The organism is Microbispora sp. H10830 (assembly GCF_014161375.1).
GTDB classification, from domain to species: Bacteria; Actinomycetota; Actinomycetes; order Streptosporangiales; family Streptosporangiaceae; genus Microbispora; species Microbispora catharanthi.
Window position 1 is genome coordinate 117026 of sequence record NZ_JABBWX010000018.1, and the last position, 14774, is coordinate 131799.

At 70.3% G+C, this 14774-nt stretch carries 14 protein-coding genes; 4 read left to right on the forward strand and 10 right to left on the reverse strand.

Going from position 1 to position 14774, the window contains the following annotated elements; all coding sequences use genetic code 11:
- From HHX35_RS35235 to HHX35_RS35255, 5 genes are all read right to left on the reverse strand, one after another.
- Positions 1-402 carry an anti-sigma regulatory factor gene (locus tag HHX35_RS35235; protein WP_182902958.1) on the reverse strand — a complete coding sequence of 134 codons (402 nt, stop codon included), beginning with the start codon at positions 400-402 and terminating at the stop codon, positions 1-3.
- Positions 399-764: an STAS domain-containing protein gene (locus tag HHX35_RS35240; RefSeq protein ID WP_179155589.1), complete on the reverse strand. Its 366-nt coding sequence runs from the start codon at positions 762-764 to the stop codon at positions 399-401. The genes HHX35_RS35235 and HHX35_RS35240 overlap by 4 nt, the downstream gene beginning before the upstream one ends.
- Complete coding sequence (locus HHX35_RS35245; RefSeq protein ID WP_310739517.1) at positions 764-1600, reverse strand: STAS domain-containing protein; 837 nt, start codon at positions 1598-1600, stop codon at positions 764-766. The genes HHX35_RS35240 and HHX35_RS35245 overlap by 1 nt, the downstream gene beginning before the upstream one ends.
- A gap of 84 nt (positions 1601-1684) precedes the next feature.
- Positions 1685-2098 (reverse strand): Fur family transcriptional regulator, encoded by a 414-nt coding sequence (locus tag HHX35_RS35250; RefSeq protein ID WP_139580696.1) that lies wholly within the window; start codon positions 2096-2098, stop codon positions 1685-1687.
- A 351-nt stretch (positions 2099-2449) separates the two neighbouring features.
- Positions 2450-2941 carry an FABP family protein gene (locus HHX35_RS35255; protein WP_182902960.1) on the reverse strand — a complete coding sequence of 164 codons (492 nt, stop codon included), beginning with the start codon at positions 2939-2941 and terminating at the stop codon, positions 2450-2452.
- Positions 2942-3059: 118 nt separating this feature from the next.
- On the opposite strand from HHX35_RS35255, the gene HHX35_RS35260 reads away from it, so the two are divergent.
- Complete coding sequence (locus HHX35_RS35260) at positions 3060-3422, forward strand: DsrE family protein (RefSeq protein WP_182902961.1); 363 nt, start codon at positions 3060-3062, stop codon at positions 3420-3422.
- Between the two features lie 40 nt (positions 3423-3462).
- Here HHX35_RS35260 and HHX35_RS35265 read toward each other — a convergent pair whose 3' ends face one another.
- The 4 genes from HHX35_RS35265 to HHX35_RS35280 all read right to left on the reverse strand — a co-directional run bounded on the left by HHX35_RS35265 (position 3463) and on the right by HHX35_RS35280 (position 10607).
- Positions 3463-4170: a type 1 glutamine amidotransferase gene (locus tag HHX35_RS35265; protein ID WP_139580699.1), complete on the reverse strand. Its 708-nt coding sequence runs from the start codon at positions 4168-4170 to the stop codon at positions 3463-3465.
- Positions 4160-5434, reverse strand: coding sequence for a MurT ligase domain-containing protein (locus HHX35_RS35270; protein WP_182902962.1), 1275 nt, complete (start codon positions 5432-5434; stop codon positions 4160-4162). The genes HHX35_RS35265 and HHX35_RS35270 overlap by 11 nt, the downstream gene beginning before the upstream one ends.
- 28 nt (positions 5435-5462) lie before the next feature.
- Positions 5463-8459 carry an ATP-binding protein gene (locus tag HHX35_RS35275; protein WP_310739518.1) on the reverse strand — a complete coding sequence of 999 codons (2997 nt, stop codon included), beginning with the start codon at positions 8457-8459 and terminating at the stop codon, positions 5463-5465.
- Between the two features lie 219 nt (positions 8460-8678).
- Positions 8679-10607, reverse strand: a complete 1929-nt coding sequence (locus HHX35_RS35280; RefSeq protein WP_182902964.1) for a hypothetical protein — start codon at positions 10605-10607, stop codon at positions 8679-8681.
- A 145-nt stretch (positions 10608-10752) separates the two neighbouring features.
- On the opposite strand from HHX35_RS35280, the gene HHX35_RS35285 reads away from it, so the two are divergent.
- The 3 genes from HHX35_RS35285 (at position 10753) to HHX35_RS35295 (ending at position 12997) form a co-directional block, all read left to right on the forward strand.
- Positions 10753-11412 carry a hypothetical protein gene (locus tag HHX35_RS35285; RefSeq protein WP_182902965.1) on the forward strand — a complete coding sequence of 220 codons (660 nt, stop codon included), beginning with the start codon at positions 10753-10755 and terminating at the stop codon, positions 11410-11412.
- Complete coding sequence (locus tag HHX35_RS35290) at positions 11412-12092, forward strand: DUF4352 domain-containing protein (RefSeq protein ID WP_182902966.1); 681 nt, start codon at positions 11412-11414, stop codon at positions 12090-12092. The genes HHX35_RS35285 and HHX35_RS35290 overlap by 1 nt, the downstream gene beginning before the upstream one ends.
- Before the next feature lie 386 nt (positions 12093-12478).
- Positions 12479-12997: a hypothetical protein gene (locus HHX35_RS35295; RefSeq protein ID WP_182902967.1), complete on the forward strand. Its 519-nt coding sequence runs from the start codon at positions 12479-12481 to the stop codon at positions 12995-12997.
- Here the strand turns inward: HHX35_RS35295 and HHX35_RS35300 are convergent.
- Complete coding sequence (locus tag HHX35_RS35300; protein WP_182902968.1) at positions 12951-14291, reverse strand: hypothetical protein; 1341 nt, start codon at positions 14289-14291, stop codon at positions 12951-12953. The genes HHX35_RS35295 and HHX35_RS35300 overlap by 47 nt on opposite strands.
- Positions 14292-14774: the final 483 nt, after the last annotated feature.

Sequence of the window (14774 nt, forward strand, 5' to 3'; positions counted from 1 at the left end):
TCACCGGGCCCACTTGGTCACCGTCACGCGGGTGCCCTCGCCGGGAGCGGAGACGAGGTCGAACTCGTCCACGAGCCGCCGCGATCCGCTCAACCCGAGTCCCAGCCCCCCGCCGGTGCTCCAGCCCTCGGTCAGCGCCTGCTCGATGTCCGGGATGCCCGGCCCCTCGTCGCTGAAGACGAGCCGCAGGCCCGGCCGCCGCCCGCCCTCCAGCACCTCGATCAGCACCCGGCCTCCCCCGGCGTGCACGAGGGCGTTCCTGGCGAGTTCGCTGGCGGCGGTCACGATCTTCGTCTGGTCGACCAGGGAGAGCCCTATCTCGGCCGCGAGGCTTCTGACCTGCTGACGTACGACTACGACGTCACCGTTGGTGGCGATGGGCAGCTCCCGGGGCGCGCTCACCCCGCGGCGCCCCTGACATGCTCCAGCATCGCGACGCCCTTCTCCAGATTGAGAGCCGTGCGCACGCCGCCGAGCGACAGGCCCAGCTCGACCAGTGTGATCGCCACCGCGGGACGCATGCCGACCACCACGGTCTCCGCGTCGAGCATGCGGGTCATCGCGGCGATCGTGGAGAACATGCGGCCGATGAACGAGTCGACGATCTCGACGGCCGTGATGTCGATGATGACCCCTCGCGCACCCGAGGAGACCACCATGTCTGCCAGGTCCTCCTGCAGGGCCAGCACGCTCTGGTCGTCCAGGTCGATCTGGATCGAGACGATCAGGATGTCGCCGAGCTTGAGAATCGGCACACGTTCCATCAGGCCCGCTCCGCCCTGACCGCGACCCGCGCCCGCGCGCCGCCGGTGATCTCCACGCCGCTCCGCCCGAGGGCGTACGCGAGAGCGTCGGCCAGCGAGGCCTTGGTGACGATGTCGCCGAACTCGATGCCCAGCGTGACGATCGTGTGCGCGATCTGCGGGCGGATGCCGGAGATGACGCACTCCGCACCCATCAGGCGGGCGGCGACGACGGTCTTGAGCAGGTGCTGGGCGACCTGCGTGTCGACGGCGGGCACACCGGTGATGTCGATGACCGCGTGCTCCGAGCCCGTGTCGACCAGGGTCTGGAGCAGCTTCTCCATGACGACCTGGGTGCGGGCCGAGTCGAGCGTGCCGACGAGCGGCACGGCGACGATGCCCTCCCACAGCTTCACCACCGGCGTCGACAACTCGAGCAGCTGCTCGGCCTGGTCAAAGATGATCTTCTCGCGAGCGGCGGTGTAGCTCTCGAAGGTGTACAGGCCGAGGTCGTCGACGAGCCGGGAGAACCATACGAACCCGCGCAACGCGTCCGGGCCGCCGTCGGTCTCGGCCACCTCGTACAACGCCTCCTTGAGCGAGAACACGAGCCGCGCGGTGTCGGAGGGCGTGTGCCCCTGCCGGACGCGGGCGCGGGAGAGCTCGGCGAGCAGCCCGCGTACGTCGGCGAAGTCTCCGTCCTCGCTGCTGAGCGCGGTGCGCAACGCGTGATAGAGGTCACGGAGTTCGTCGGGAGACGCTCCGGACAACTGGGTCCACCGCTGGAGCAGCCGCTCCTCGCTGGACAGGAAAAGCTCAACTATGCGCCGCCTGGCGGCCTCCGCGGGAACGGTCACCCTCATCTCCTGACGAATCGGCGTAGTGCGCCACTCGTCACGCTACCGGCCCCGGGGCACGTCCCCCAAAACGCCCCACGATAGTCAAAGACGGCATTTGCGGCAATGACCGAAGACGGTGAGATGGCGGACGTCGGTGGCGAAGCCCAGTTCGGCGTCGAGGGCCGAGACGAGGCCGTCCACCATCTCCGGGGGCACCTCGGTGACCTCACCGCACCCCCGGCAGACGAGGTGGACGTGGTCGGCCTCGGAGGCGAGGTGATAGGTGGGAGCGCCGTGGCCGAGATGGGTGTGGGTGACCAGCCCGAGCTCCTCCAGGAGCTCAAGGGTCCGGTAGACGGTCGAGATGTTGACGCCCCTGGCCGTCTGCTGCACTCGGGAGCAGATGTCCTCGGGCGTGGCGTGCCCCAGCTCGGTGACCGCTTCCAGCACGAGCTGGCGCTGGGGGGTGATCCGGTAGCCGCGGGCCCGCAGCTCCTCGTGCCAAGTCTCGGCCATGCCCCAGAGTGTAAGTCGTCCCCGGGGGCGTCTCCCCGGCTGTCGCGGGAGAGGCTCGAAGTTCATCGCATTAATCGTTTGCCCGCGCGTGGGGCGCTCGCATAGCGTGAAGGCACGCAGAAGGGAGGTGGTCCGAATAATGGTTGATCATTCTTGGGCTAGCGAGGTGGCTGTCCGCTAGGACGCGTCCATCTGGACCTTCCGTCTGGATGTCGTACGACGTCCTGGCGAATCCTCGACAGACACCGGAACCCCGGGCGGCCGGCGGCCGCGGACGACCTCGTCCCGGCCATGGTCCAGCCGGCCCGCCTCTTCAGGAGGCGGAGCGCGCCCGGGGTTCTTTCTTTTCTTCTACTCGTCGAAGTCGCCGGCCCGCTTGAGCTCCGCCGAGGCGTGCGACTGCAGCGGGTGCCCCATCGCCGCCATGTCGTAGGCGTACATGAGGTTGCCGTTGACCAGGCCGTAGAGCCGGTGGCCCGCGTTGTAATCCTTGGCCGTCGTGGTTCGCGCGACCACGTCCGTACGCAGCTCGATCTTGTGGAAGACGACCTCCCCCACGTAGATCTCCACGATGCCGGTCGGGTGCGCGAGGCACACCTCGATCTGGCGCTCGGGCTGGATCCGCCAGAACCCCGTCTCGGTGGACAGCGGCCGGACCTTGTTGCCCTCGGCGTCGAGCAGCCACGTGCGGCTCTGATAGGTCAGGAACGGCTTCCCGTTGTGCCCGAAGACGATCTCCTGGCCGAAGTTGGCGCTCTCCATGGTGGGATAGCCGATCACCCCGGCCCCCTCCCAGCGGCCCAGGAGGAAGGCGATCGGCTCGAGGTCGGGATGTACGTCCATGGAGACGAGCTTAGAGGCGCGCGAGCGGCCCCTCGCACCACGCGCGGCATGCGCCGATTGCCCAACTTGTACGGCATGCGGAGGCGCGCCGGCGATCCCGGCGGACTAGGCTCGCAGCATGGCACGATCACTGGTCATCAAGGTCACGGCCGGGGCGGACGCCCCGGAGCGTTGCAACCAGGCGTTCACGGTAGCGGCGGCCGCGCTGGCGAGCGGTGTCCCGGTCTCGCTGTGGCTGACCGGCGAGTCCTCGTGGTTCGCGCTGCCGGGACGGGCCAAGGAGTTCGCCCTGGCCGAGGCCGCCCCGCTGGAGGACCTGCTCGACGCCGTACTCGCCGCGGGCAGGGTCACACTGTGCACCCAGTGCGCCGCCCGCCGGGGCATCACCGTGGACGACGTAATCGACGGCGTGCGCATCGCCGGGGCCTCCACGTTCGTCGAGGAGGTCCTGGGCGAGGGTGTGCAGGCGTTGATCTACTGACCGGCCAGCATCTGCTGACCGGCCAGCATCTACTGAGCAATCAGCTCGGCAGCACCGCGCGCAGCCGTTCGTCGCGCAGCGCCTGATACCAGCTGTCGTCGATCGGGGGCAGCGGTCCGGTCACCCAGCTCAGCAGCAGGTCGGCGAGCGCGGGGTTGCGGGCGAGCGCCGGCCCGTGCAGGTAGGTGCCGATGACACGGCCCGCGTAGCAGCCCTCCGTGCCGTCGCCGTTGCCGGTGCCGACGAGGGTCCGCGACAGCGGGCGCACGCCGGGGCCGAGCCTGGTCACGCCCATGTGGTTCTCGAAGCCCGTCAGCGTGGGCAGCCCCAGCGCGGGGTCCACCTCGGCGGCCAGCTCGCCGACCGCGCGCCGCTCGCCCCGCCCCGAGCTGATGTCCAGCAGCCCGATGCCGGGCACCGGCTGCCCTTCCTCGCCGCCGAACACCGTGCCCATGATCTGATAGCCGGCGCAGACCGCCAGCATGGCCGCGCCGCGCTGGATCGCGGCGTGCAGGCCGCCGTCGCGGCGCAGCCGCTCGGCCCCGAGGATCTGCGGCCGGTCCTCGCCGCCGCCGATCAGGTAGACGTCGCCCTGCTGCGGCACGGGGTCGGACGACCGTACGTGGACGGTCCTGGTCGCGATGCCCCGGGCCTGGGCCCGCTGCTCCAGCACCAGGACGTTGCCCTGGTCCCCGTACGTGCTGAGGAGGTCGGGATAGATCCAGACGATGGACAATTCAGACTGCACGGCCGAACTCCGCTCGGATCTGCTGGAACGCGGTGTAGTTGGCGATCACGTCGATCTTGCCGGGCGCGAGGAGGGCCACCGCCTGCTCGAACGAGTCGCAGAGCTGGAAGGGCACCCCCGCCACGGCCAGCCGCAGCGCGAGGTCGAGGCGGCGCTCACCGGTGACCAGGACGGGCCTGCCGCGCAGGATGCGGTAGTCGACGTCCCACAGCCAAGAGGTGTCGCGGCCGTCCGGCCCCTGCGCGTTCACCGACAGGATGATCGGCAGCGCCGGGTCGGCGACGTCGAACGCCTCCAGCCAGCCCGCCGGGTTCTTGGCCAGCAGCAGCCGCAGCGACCGGCCGTCCCGCTCGACGGTCGTGTAGCGCCCGGCGACGGAGGCGACCGTACGCAGCCTGGGCAGCGCCCGGGCGGGGTCGAGGCCGACGGTCTCGGCGACCGCCAGCGCCACGGCGGCGTTCGCGCGATTGGCCTGGCCGGGAAGCTGGAGGTCCAGGCGCCAGTGCTGACCCCGGGGGTCGGTCACGTACTCCCCGTCGAGCACCCAGCTGGGCTCGGGCCGGTGGAAGGTGCACTCTCGGCACGCCCAGTTGGTGTCGGCGATCTGCATCGGGGTGAGGCTCTGCCCGCCGTTGCCGAACCCGGCGCGGTCGAGCGGGCCGCCGCACTCGGGGCAGCACCAGGAGTCCTCCCGCCAGCGCTGCCCCGCCGCCACCCAGGTGACCCGCGCGGCGGTGGACGCACCCCAGGCGACCAGCGGGTCGTCGCAGTTGGCGATCACGTGCGCGGGCCTGCCGGCGAGGGCGCGGCGCCACTTCTGGGCCAGCAGCCAGATCTCGGCCGCCCGGTCCATCTGGTCGCGGCTCAGGTTCATGAGGCAGACGATGCCGGCGTTGGTCGTGTCGAGGACCTCGGGGAGGTACTTCTCGTCGACCTCCAGCACGCCGTACGGCGCGTCCTTGTTGGACGCGAGCGCCGACACATGCCCGGCGGGCATGTTGGCGCCGAAGGCGTTCGTCGCCACGTCGCCGAATTCCTGCAGCGCCGAGGTGATCAGACGCGTCGTCGTGGTCTTGCCGTTCGTCGCGCTGACCAGGACGAGCTTGCGGTCGGCCGCGAGCTTGCGCAGCAGGTCGGGCTCCAGCATGAGGCCGACCCTGCCGCCGATCACCGAGCCGTCGCCACGCCCGGTGGCCCTGGACAGCGTCGCGGCCGTGCGGCCCAGGGCGCTGGCGAGCTGCGCCCGCAACGGAAGCTGACTCATGCCGCGATCCTAGTCGGCCGCGCGGAGGTCACGATCCGAAGGACAGCTCCGCGGGGGTGTCGCCGTCGAACGGCAGGACGAACCGGCGGGGCCAGGACAGCACGGTCTCCAGCCAGCCCGCGCTCATCGTCTGGGCCACGTATTTGACCCGCTCGCGCGGCTCCACTCCGATGGCGACCGTCGTCACGTCGCGCTGGATGCCCTCGTGCTCGTCGTCGCCCAGGATGACCCGCCACGCCAGGGCGCGGTTGCGGTCCACCTCCATCGACAGCGGGTGGTGGCGCAGCGCCTTGGCACGGTGGCCGAGCAGCTCGGTGCGCACGCCGACCGCGACCCCGCCCTCGGCCGGCTCGGCGCCGTTGACCCCCTGATGCGGGTACGGCCGGCCGGCGGGGTCGGTGCCGAACAGCGGATACTCCATCGCCGGGGCCGGGCTGCGCAGGTTGGGCGCGGGATGCCCGAACGGGAACAGCCTGTCCACCTCGTGCAGCCAGCGGACCTGCGGGATCACCCAGGCCGCGCCCGGCCGCTCGCCCGCCCGCATCGGCGGCTCGCTCTCCCCACCGTCCGCCTGGCCCGCCGCCAGCAGCCCGGCGGCGACCTCGGCGGCCTTCTCCGTGAGCAGCGCGGGGTCGAACCACGTCCGCAGCGACCACGCGCGGCGCGCGACCGACCGCTCGACCAGCGTGGCCAGCAGGCACTCGCGCCGCTTGGCCGGCAGCTCCGCCCAGATGTCGGCGAGCACGCGCGGCACACCCGGCAGCGACCGGTTCGTCACGAACGCCAGGACGACCGTGTCGGTCCAGATCCGCAGCCACGCCCACTCCGGGGCCACGGCGAGCAGGTCGGCCTCGCGCAGCTCGACCAGCGTGCACGCCTTCCCCGTACGGCACTCGCGCCCGCAGGCGGCCGAGCGGCGCCCGCAGATCGGCGGCACCGGCCCGAGCGTCTCGCGCTCGCGGTCCTCGCCCAGCGGCACTCGGACGCGCAGCGGGCGGTCCATGCCGTCGGCGAACACGGCGGCGAAGCCCGGCTGGAGGGACACCACCTGGCGCGACTGGTCCTCGCTCAGGTTCATGGCCGCGCCGACGAGCGCGCGGTCGTCCTCGGCCGGGAGCCGGTGCACGACCTTGAGTGCGGTGTTCTTCACCACGTCGGAGACGAGCTTGGTGGGGATCTGTTCGGCCACGATGATGCCCTCGCCGTACGCCCTGATCTCGGCGAGCATCCCGGCCAGCAGCTCGACGGCGTGCGTGGATGCCCGCTGGGAGCCCCGGTCGCGCAGCAGCCGGTGGGCCTCCTCGATGACGATGACGTGCCGCAGGCCGCCGACGCCGTCCTCGGCCCGCGGTTCCGAGCGGGCGCGCATCCGCAGGTGCTCGACGATGCGGATGATGAGCGTGCCCATGAGGAACGCCTTGTCCTCGTCGTTGGCCACGTCCTCGATCGCGAGCACGACGTTGCGCTGGAGCAGGCCGCCGATGTCGGCCGGGTGGCCGCCCTCGAAGAACCGGCCCGCGCTGCCCACGCGAAGGCTGCGCAGGCGCAGGCTGATGAAGCCCTCGACGTCGGCCTGGACCTCGTTGCCGTACCCGATCTCCTGGATGACCTCGAGCGCGTGCTGCTGGAGCTGCTCCAGGGTCGGTACGGCCGGCTGCACGGCGGCCCCCGGGATACCGCCCCCGGTGACCACGTCCCAGCCGTTGGCCTCGTAGACGCGCTGCAACGCCAGCGACATGATCTGCGGGAACGGCTCCTCGGCGTCGAACGCCGCCATGAACAGCGCCCTGACCATGTCGATGTGGGCCTGCACGGGGTAGCCGGGCTCGGGCGCGAGCGGGTTGACGCTGATCGGCACGTTGTCGGGCGCCGAGGGGTTGATGACGGTCAGCGGCGCCAGGTGCTCGACCCGGCCGGCCATCGCGGCGTACTCCGACTTGGCCGGCTCGATCGCCAGCCACGGGATGCCCGCCTTGGTGAGCTGCTCAAGCAGGTGACGGACGGTCTGCGACTTGCCCGAGCCGGTGGCGCCGGTGACGAAGGCGTGGCGGTTCAGCGTGGCCAGCGGCACCCGGAACGTTCCGACGGCGCGGTCCTGCCCGTCGACGATCGCACCGAGGTCGACGGTCTCCGCCGAGCCCTCGACCTCGGCCTCGCTCGTCACGTCGAAGAAGCCCGCGTCGAGCACCCGGACACCCGGCACCTCACGGCGCGGCAGCCCGGCGAGCGCGGCGAGCGCCCCGGCCGTCGCCGCGAACGGCGCCGCCGCGCCGTCGGCCGAATCCTGCAGGTTGACGGTCAGCGCCTCGCTGAAGCCGTACACCGACTCGCAGGTGCCGTCGCCGGTCAGGGCGGGCAGCGACATCGCGCTACGCAGCCGGTAGGGGTGGTGGCTCATCTCCACCGAGCCGACCAGCACCGGAGCGATCTGGCGCAGCTCGTCGGGGCCGGCCGCGCCGGCGAGCACCCGGACGTTCCACAGCCCGGCCTCGCGGAAGGCGTCCAGCTCCTGCATCCTGCGCTCGGCCCGCTCGGCGTCGAAGCGCGACCGCTCCGAGGCGTCGCCGTACTGGCGCAGCACGTTGAGCTGGGTGCGCAGGTGGGCCACCTCGGCGTCGAGCAGGTCGGTCGGCTCGGCGACCACCACCCACGCGAACGGCCGGGACATGAGCGTGACCAGCGTCGACTCGAACAGCGTGGGCCGCTTGGGCTCGTCGGGCTCCGGCTCGCGCCTGCCGTAGAGCGGCGGAGCCTGACGGCCCGGACACGGCGTCCAGACGAGGTCGGCGAGGTCGGCCAGCCACTCGTCGCCGATCTCCACACCGCGCGCGCCGCCGGGGAACAGCAGCGGCTGCGGGCCGGTGACCGGCGGCTCCGGCGTGGACGCCGCCCGCTTGGGCGGCTTGGGCGGCGTGAGCGGTCCCGCGTTGGTGATGAGCTCCAGCGGCGCACCGGAACCCCGCGACAGCCAGCCGATGACGAACGGCCGGTTGCGCTGCGCGGCGGACAGGACCGCGGGGAGCACCGTGACGAAGTCCCACTCCGCTGACGAACTACGCGATGGGGCTGTGATCGCCTGAATCCGGTACCACGGCCCGCTCAGGGGAAACGGCTGCATCAGACCCCTCAGGTGACGACGAACAGGGGAGAGACTCCTTCAACGATCACGCCCGCACACCCCGGTTGACGATGCCCTTACCGACAGCGGACGGTGTCATGGGCGCGTACGACGTTTCGGGAGGGGTCATGGCCGCTTGCGCCAGTCGAGGCGTGGCGGCGGCGGGCCGAGGTTCGGGGGGACATCGGGCAGCACAGGCTCCTCCGGCTCCGGCTCCGGCTCGGGCTCCGGGGGCGCGAGGGCGGCCCTCCGGATCTCCTCGAACTCTCCCAGCGTCGTCTTGGGGAAGGTGAGTATCGCCGGATTCGCGTCCGCGAGGCGCACCTGGCGGCCCTCCGCCGTCGAGTAGGTGATGATCACGGAGGTCGTGGGGAGCTGCTGGAGCTGGTGCGGCTCGACCAGGAACTCCCGCGACCGCTGCAGGACGCCGTCGGCGACCGTGGGCGCGCGCCGTCCCCACTCGGTCGACTCGGTGATGTCCTCCCGCAGGTCGCCCTCGCTCATGTCCTCCCCCTCCGTACGGCTCTCGCCGACGGTGGAGGTGTAGAAGCCGCTCGGGCCGTTGACCGCCGAGCTGAACGTCTCGGTGAGCTGGGCGAGCTCCAGGCGGTGCTCGGTGCCGACGTGCTCGCTCGCCACCCGGGCGTCCTCGGCGTTGCCCAGGCGCATGAACGCGACCGCCGCGTGTCCCCGGCCGAGCCGCTCCCGCACGGTCGGGGTGAGGCTGCGATAGGTCAGCACGAGGCCGGTGCGCGAGGTCTCGCAGGCGTCCATGAGCCGGTCGAGCACGTCGCCGCGCAGCTTGTCCGCGCCCGCCACGATGATCGTGTGATACCAGGGCCGCTCACTGGCCGGCGACTGGCGCAGGATGTGCGTGAGCGCGGTCGCGACGTAGGTCCCGAGCACCCGGTTGCCGAAGACCCCCGCCTGCCGGTCCATGCTGACGACCCGCAGCCGCGCGGGCGGCAGCTGTACGGCCTGCGAGCCCAGCGTCTCCAGCTTGCGCAGCTGCGATTCCATCGCCCAGGCCCGCTCGATGACCACCCGGTCGGCCACGCCCCGGCCGAACAGCGTGCCGATGCGTTCGAGCTGCGACGCGGTGAGCAGGCCGCCCTTCATGTCGTCGCGCGGGTCGCCCACCTGTGCGAGCGCCCGCAGGGCGGCGGTGACCTGGCTGATCGTCGCGTTCTCGCCCAGGACCTCGAGCACGCGCTCCAGGATCGCGTTGTCGAAGCCGATGTCCCTGCTTGTCTCCTCGCTGACGCTCACCACGTGGGCGAGCACGTCGGCGAACGCCTCGGGCTTGAGCGTCGCGCCCAGGTCGAGCCGGGGCAGGTCCACCGGGAGCACCCAGACGAGCGGGTCGTCCCCGCCCCTGCGCGCCAGCTCGATCAGGTCCTTGGCGATCGCGCCCTCCGACAGGTCGAGCACGGTCAGGTGGCCGCCGCTGTAGAGCCGGGTCGCGCCGATCAGCGTGACCAGCGCCGACCAGCCGGTCAGCGTGCCCCCGGCCACGTCGACCCGGTCGATGTCGTCGGGCACGGCCACGGCATACCAGGTGATCTGCCTGTCGAAGCGGTTCTTCTTCTCGGCCCAGTCGCGGTATTTCGCGGCGTGTTCCTCCTGGGCCGTGACGATCTCCCGCTGTCGGCGCTCCTGCTCCCGCAGCGCCTTGCGGCGGCGCTCGTCGAGCCGCTCGTTGACCGTACGGTCGCCCTGCCGGATGGCGTAGGTGCAGATGGCGGCCACGCCGCCTGCGGCGACCAGGCCCAGCATCACGAACGACCAGGTGAGCAGGCCGGTCACGCCGAGGACGAGGATCCCCGCGGCCACCACGGCCATGAACGTACGGAAGATCCTGACGGGGCGGTTGAGCAGATCCTTCTGGAGCCGCTCCCGGTGGATCCACTCGGTGTCCACCGGAGGCTCGGTGACGTCCTCCCTGGCCGGTCGCTTGGGCGGCGGCCCGGGATCCGGGTACAGCAGCGCATACTGCCAGCCCAGGTAGATCCGATCCGCCTGCAACTGGGCATGCTCGGGGTGCGGGTCGCCCACAGGCCCTCCATGTCCGCCTCGGTCACAGCGTAGGAGCTGGAAGCCCTGTCAGGGCGGGCTTCTCGCCATTCGGACGCATTTCCGCGCGGGGGGTCGAACCATTGCGACCAATGGGGCAACTGTGGTCGTACTACCATCGCTTGCCATGACGTCATCCCCCAATGGCGCCCGTCGACGACGCCCGGTCCTCGTCCCGGTCGCTCTCGCGCTGGCCGTGGTGGTCATCGGCGTCACGGCCGCCTTCGGCGGTCTCAAGGACGCCCCGGACGCGCCCCCGCCGACGGTCTCGCCCGGGGACACCATCGACCAGGGGCAGTTCCACACCCAGTTCATCAAGGCGATCGACACCACCGAGAAGGGCGACTTCGACACCACGAAGCGCTATCTGGAGCTCGTCCTCAAGGTCACCAACATGGGCGAGAAGACCGCTTCGGTCGGCGTGATGCCCGAACCGGGCAAGGGCTTCTACCGGAGCACGTCCTTCGCCAGCTCCCTGCTGCGGACCCGTCCCGAGATCAAGACCAAGTACGGCCCCCAGGTCTCCGTGCTCAGCCTCGGCGTCGAGAGCCACCAGCTGCATCCCGGAATCACCACCACGGTCGTGGTGAAGTACGAGCTCGAGCCCACCGCGACCGCGCCCCCGGAGATCAGCCTCGATGTGGGCTCGTTCGTGTACGAGGAGCTCGGCCTGCGCGACCAGACCCATGACTGGTGGCTCGCCGGCGAGTACGAAGACAACGACGGCCCGTATGTGCCCGATGTCGCCGCGCAGATCACCCTTCCCGTTCGGAAGGAGAGCAGCTGATGGCGGTTACGCAGAGGGAGACGACCCGCACCGCAGGGCGCGCGACGCGTAAGAAGCTGCCACGGCGCGGTGTGGGGCGGCGGATCGCCACCGGAGCGGCCGGGATCGTGCTCGCGGCCGCGGCGGTCTACGCACAGCAGAACTTCACGATGTCCTACGAACAACGCACCTCGTTCCTGACTTACAAGGGCGGGATGGGCGAGACGGTGGAGACCAACCGCTTCACGGTAAAGGTCAACTCGGTGAGTGCGGCCCACGCCGTGGACACGGTCGACTTCTCCAACAAGGTGACCAAAGTCGAGACGAGCAACCTCTTCCTCCTGATCGACGTCTCCGCCACCACCGCCCGCGAGCCGGTACGGCTGAGCCCCTTCGCGCCTCCGATGCTGCTGACCGCGGACGGCCGCCGGTACAGGCCGACGGACAAGGTGAGCGACTCCCTGACGCTGTACAACAAGTGGCTGCAGCCGGGGTTCTGGTCGAGTGGCGTGCTCATCTACGAGATGCCGACGGATGCCGTGCCGGGAGCCCGCCTGGTCTTCAATCCGGACACGGGCGGGGCTCTCGTGGACAGCCTCTCCCCCGAGGCGGAGATCGACCTCGGGCTGTCCGGCAGCGCCGCCACACGCTTGATCTCGCAGGCGGAGGACTACCACTCACTGGTGAGCAAGAGCGGATGACCGAGACGCCCATGGACGGAATCCCCCCGAGGAACGGCCCGGACTCCCGGGACTGGTTCGCTCCCCCGGCCGAGCAGCCCTCTGACATCACCTACAGCGGCCCACTGCCCCGGCCCATGCCGACGGCGCCGCCCGCCGTGCCCATCCCCGGCACCCTGAAGCCGCCGACGGATTTGCGAGTGTGGCCTCCCCTGGAGCCCGAGGGGGAGGAGATATCGACACAGCCCTTCCCCGCCCTCCGGACGAACCGGAAACCTCCGCCGCCTCCTACGGCGCCCCCGCCGGTCGCTCCCCCTTCCGCTGAGCCTTCCAGCGAGCCCGCCGCTAAGCCGCCCATACGGGCCAGGCGAACCGGCCTCCTTGTCGGGGGAACCGTGCTCTCCGTCGTGCTCGTCGTCGCCGTCCCCTCCTGGTTCGGCTATCGCGCCTACGACATGTTGCAGCCGCATGACGTCGTCCACGTCGTCTCGGCGGGACAGGCGGGCGTATGGCAGCACGTGTCGTGGCGCGTGAGCGTAGAGAAGGTCAACGACCCCACTGGCAAGCCGGAGCGATCCGACCGCCAGTGGTTGAAGGTGCTGGCGACCAGGACCGCGCTCGACGCCGAGGGCGCCATTCGTCATGGAGCGCCGGCGGAGGTCAAGTTCACCGACCGAGCCGGGCGCACGTGGCAGGTGGAGAAGGTCAACGACGAGACGCCCCCCGACGTAAAGGAGAACAAGGTCGGCACGCCGTACCGGCTGGAGCTGATGGGCGTGGTCCCGCGTTCCGTGGCCGACGAAGTCGAGGTCGTCCTGCGGCCGAGCAGTTACCGGGACGTGCCCGGCCAGTCAGCCGAGGACTTCATGAAGGACGCCGTCAACTCGACGGAGAAGGACGATCAGGTTCTGAGGTTTCGCCGTTGAGGGGCATCCGGCCCTGCAACCGGGAACGGGTCGCCGCCAGATCGAAGGTGGCGGCGACCAGGCACATGGTCACCACTGTGACGACGAGGTCCTTCACGTAGCCGACCGGCTCGGTCGTCACCAACCAGAAGTACGGCGTGTCGCTCGCCAACAGGTAGTCTCCCGCCCTGCCCAGGTAGTCGCCGCCGATGTGGAGGCCGACGTAGCACAGGGCGAACAGCCCGAACAGCGGGGCGCCGCCGCGCACTGTCAGGCGCAGGGAGTTGAGCAGGGGTATCCACCGGGCGGTCCAGCCGGCGCTGAGCTTGGCCAGTGCCCGCCGCGTCCAGTCATGCGTGCGCTCCAGGTGGACCGCCGCCTGTTCCAGCCGGGTGCCCCTGATAGTGGTCTGGGTGTCCTCCGCGTACGCGCCGTAGACGAGGATGCCGACGGTCAGCCAGGCCAGCGGGACGGCGAGCGCGTCGATCACGTACGGCCAGATATCGCCGACCCACCCCCAGAACTCCTGCCAACCCGGAACTCTCGCTTCCGCATTAGCCGCGAAGTCGTGCCAGGCGGCGACCGCGGTCCGCCCGCCGATCCAGTCGGAGCGCGCCCCCACGGCGGCCGCCAGAGCGTTGAGTCCATAGAACGCGAACGCGAGCTCGGCGAATGTCGCCATGATCCCGGAGAAGCGTCCGTTGCCGGCCTCATGGCGGCGGCCGAAGTACAACTTGAGCAGGTAGGCGACGGCCATCGTCACCAGGGAGACCTTCGAATCGAGATTGACGAGCCCTAGCATCACCCCGCTCTTTTCGCCCTTCACCGCGTCGTCGAAGAGCTGAGTCGGCGCCCTGAGCAGATCCATGTTCATGAAGCCCCGAACGTCCTCAAGGACGAAGCCCCATGTCGTGTAAATGCCGGCGAAGACCAGCGCGGTCCGGTTGAGCGCGTTCAGCAGGCTCTCCTTGGCCTCGCCGCCCGCGCGCCTGGCCTGAGTCTCCAGAAGCGCCTCGCGGATGACGTACAGCATGCCCACGGTCGTGGCGAGCGACGTCATCACGACGAGCGTGAAGAGGAACATCACCACGACGAGGCGGGCCTGATACCACGAGCCGTGCGAGATGGTCGCGGCCAGCAGGAGCAGCGCCCAGCGCACGAGCCGTCCGGCGGAGAACCAGAGGATCAGTGGCAGGGCGCACTTCGCGAGGATCCGCAGAGCGTTCAGCGGCAGCGCGTAGGGCGACAGCGCCCAGGAGGCCCGCCGCGGCGCGGCATCCTGGCGAGGGGCGGCAAGTGCGGACGTTCCGGACACCTGCCGCATGCTATCGGAAGTCACTACGGCCCGACCTACGCATGCCTGAGGCATGAGCCAGGCGGATACCACAAAAGGAGGAAAGGCCGCCACATTTATGGCGACCCTTCCACTAATTGCGCAACTCAGAGGCCGAATGCCGCAGCCATGGCCTGATCGACACGCCGCGTGTTGGCCCAGGCCTCACAACCGGCATTAAGCATGGCACGGAGGAAGCTGTCCGGATATGAGGCATACTGGTGAGTAGGTTGCCAAGGGTCCTGTTGCAGCAGGGAACGGAAGTCCCTCACATCGGCGGTCGAAACACCCCCACTGCACGTAGACGACCAGAAGCTTGAGTTGTATGTAGCGTAATCAGCATGGGCCGGCTGGGCGCCCAGGGCTACGGCACCGACTATCCCCAGCGCCGCCAATCCCAGCCTCTTGGATTTCCGCACGTATCCGCCCTCTCTACTCGGCTGATCTTGCATGTCGATCATGACT

Bases quoted from the DNA above. Each gene is read 5' to 3' on its own strand.
- HHX35_RS35290 (WP_182902966.1), top strand. From the start codon at position 11,412: ATGGCGGTTACGCAGAGGGAGACGACCCGCACCGCAGGGCGCGCGACG.
- HHX35_RS35250 (WP_139580696.1), bottom strand. From the start codon at position 2,098: ATGGCCGAGACTTGGCACGAGGAGCTGCGGGCCCGCGGCTACCGGATC.
- HHX35_RS35255 (WP_182902960.1), bottom strand. From the start codon at position 2,941: ATGGACGTACATCCCGACCTCGAGCCGATCGCCTTCCTCCTGGGCCGC.
- HHX35_RS35260 (WP_182902961.1), top strand. From the start codon at position 3,060: ATGGCACGATCACTGGTCATCAAGGTCACGGCCGGGGCGGACGCCCCG.
- HHX35_RS35270 (WP_182902962.1), bottom strand. From the start codon at position 5,434: ATGAGTCAGCTTCCGTTGCGGGCGCAGCTCGCCAGCGCCCTGGGCCGC.
- HHX35_RS35240 (WP_179155589.1), bottom strand. From the start codon at position 764: ATGGAACGTGTGCCGATTCTCAAGCTCGGCGACATCCTGATCGTCTCG.
- HHX35_RS35285 (WP_182902965.1), top strand. From the start codon at position 10,753: ATGACGTCATCCCCCAATGGCGCCCGTCGACGACGCCCGGTCCTCGTC.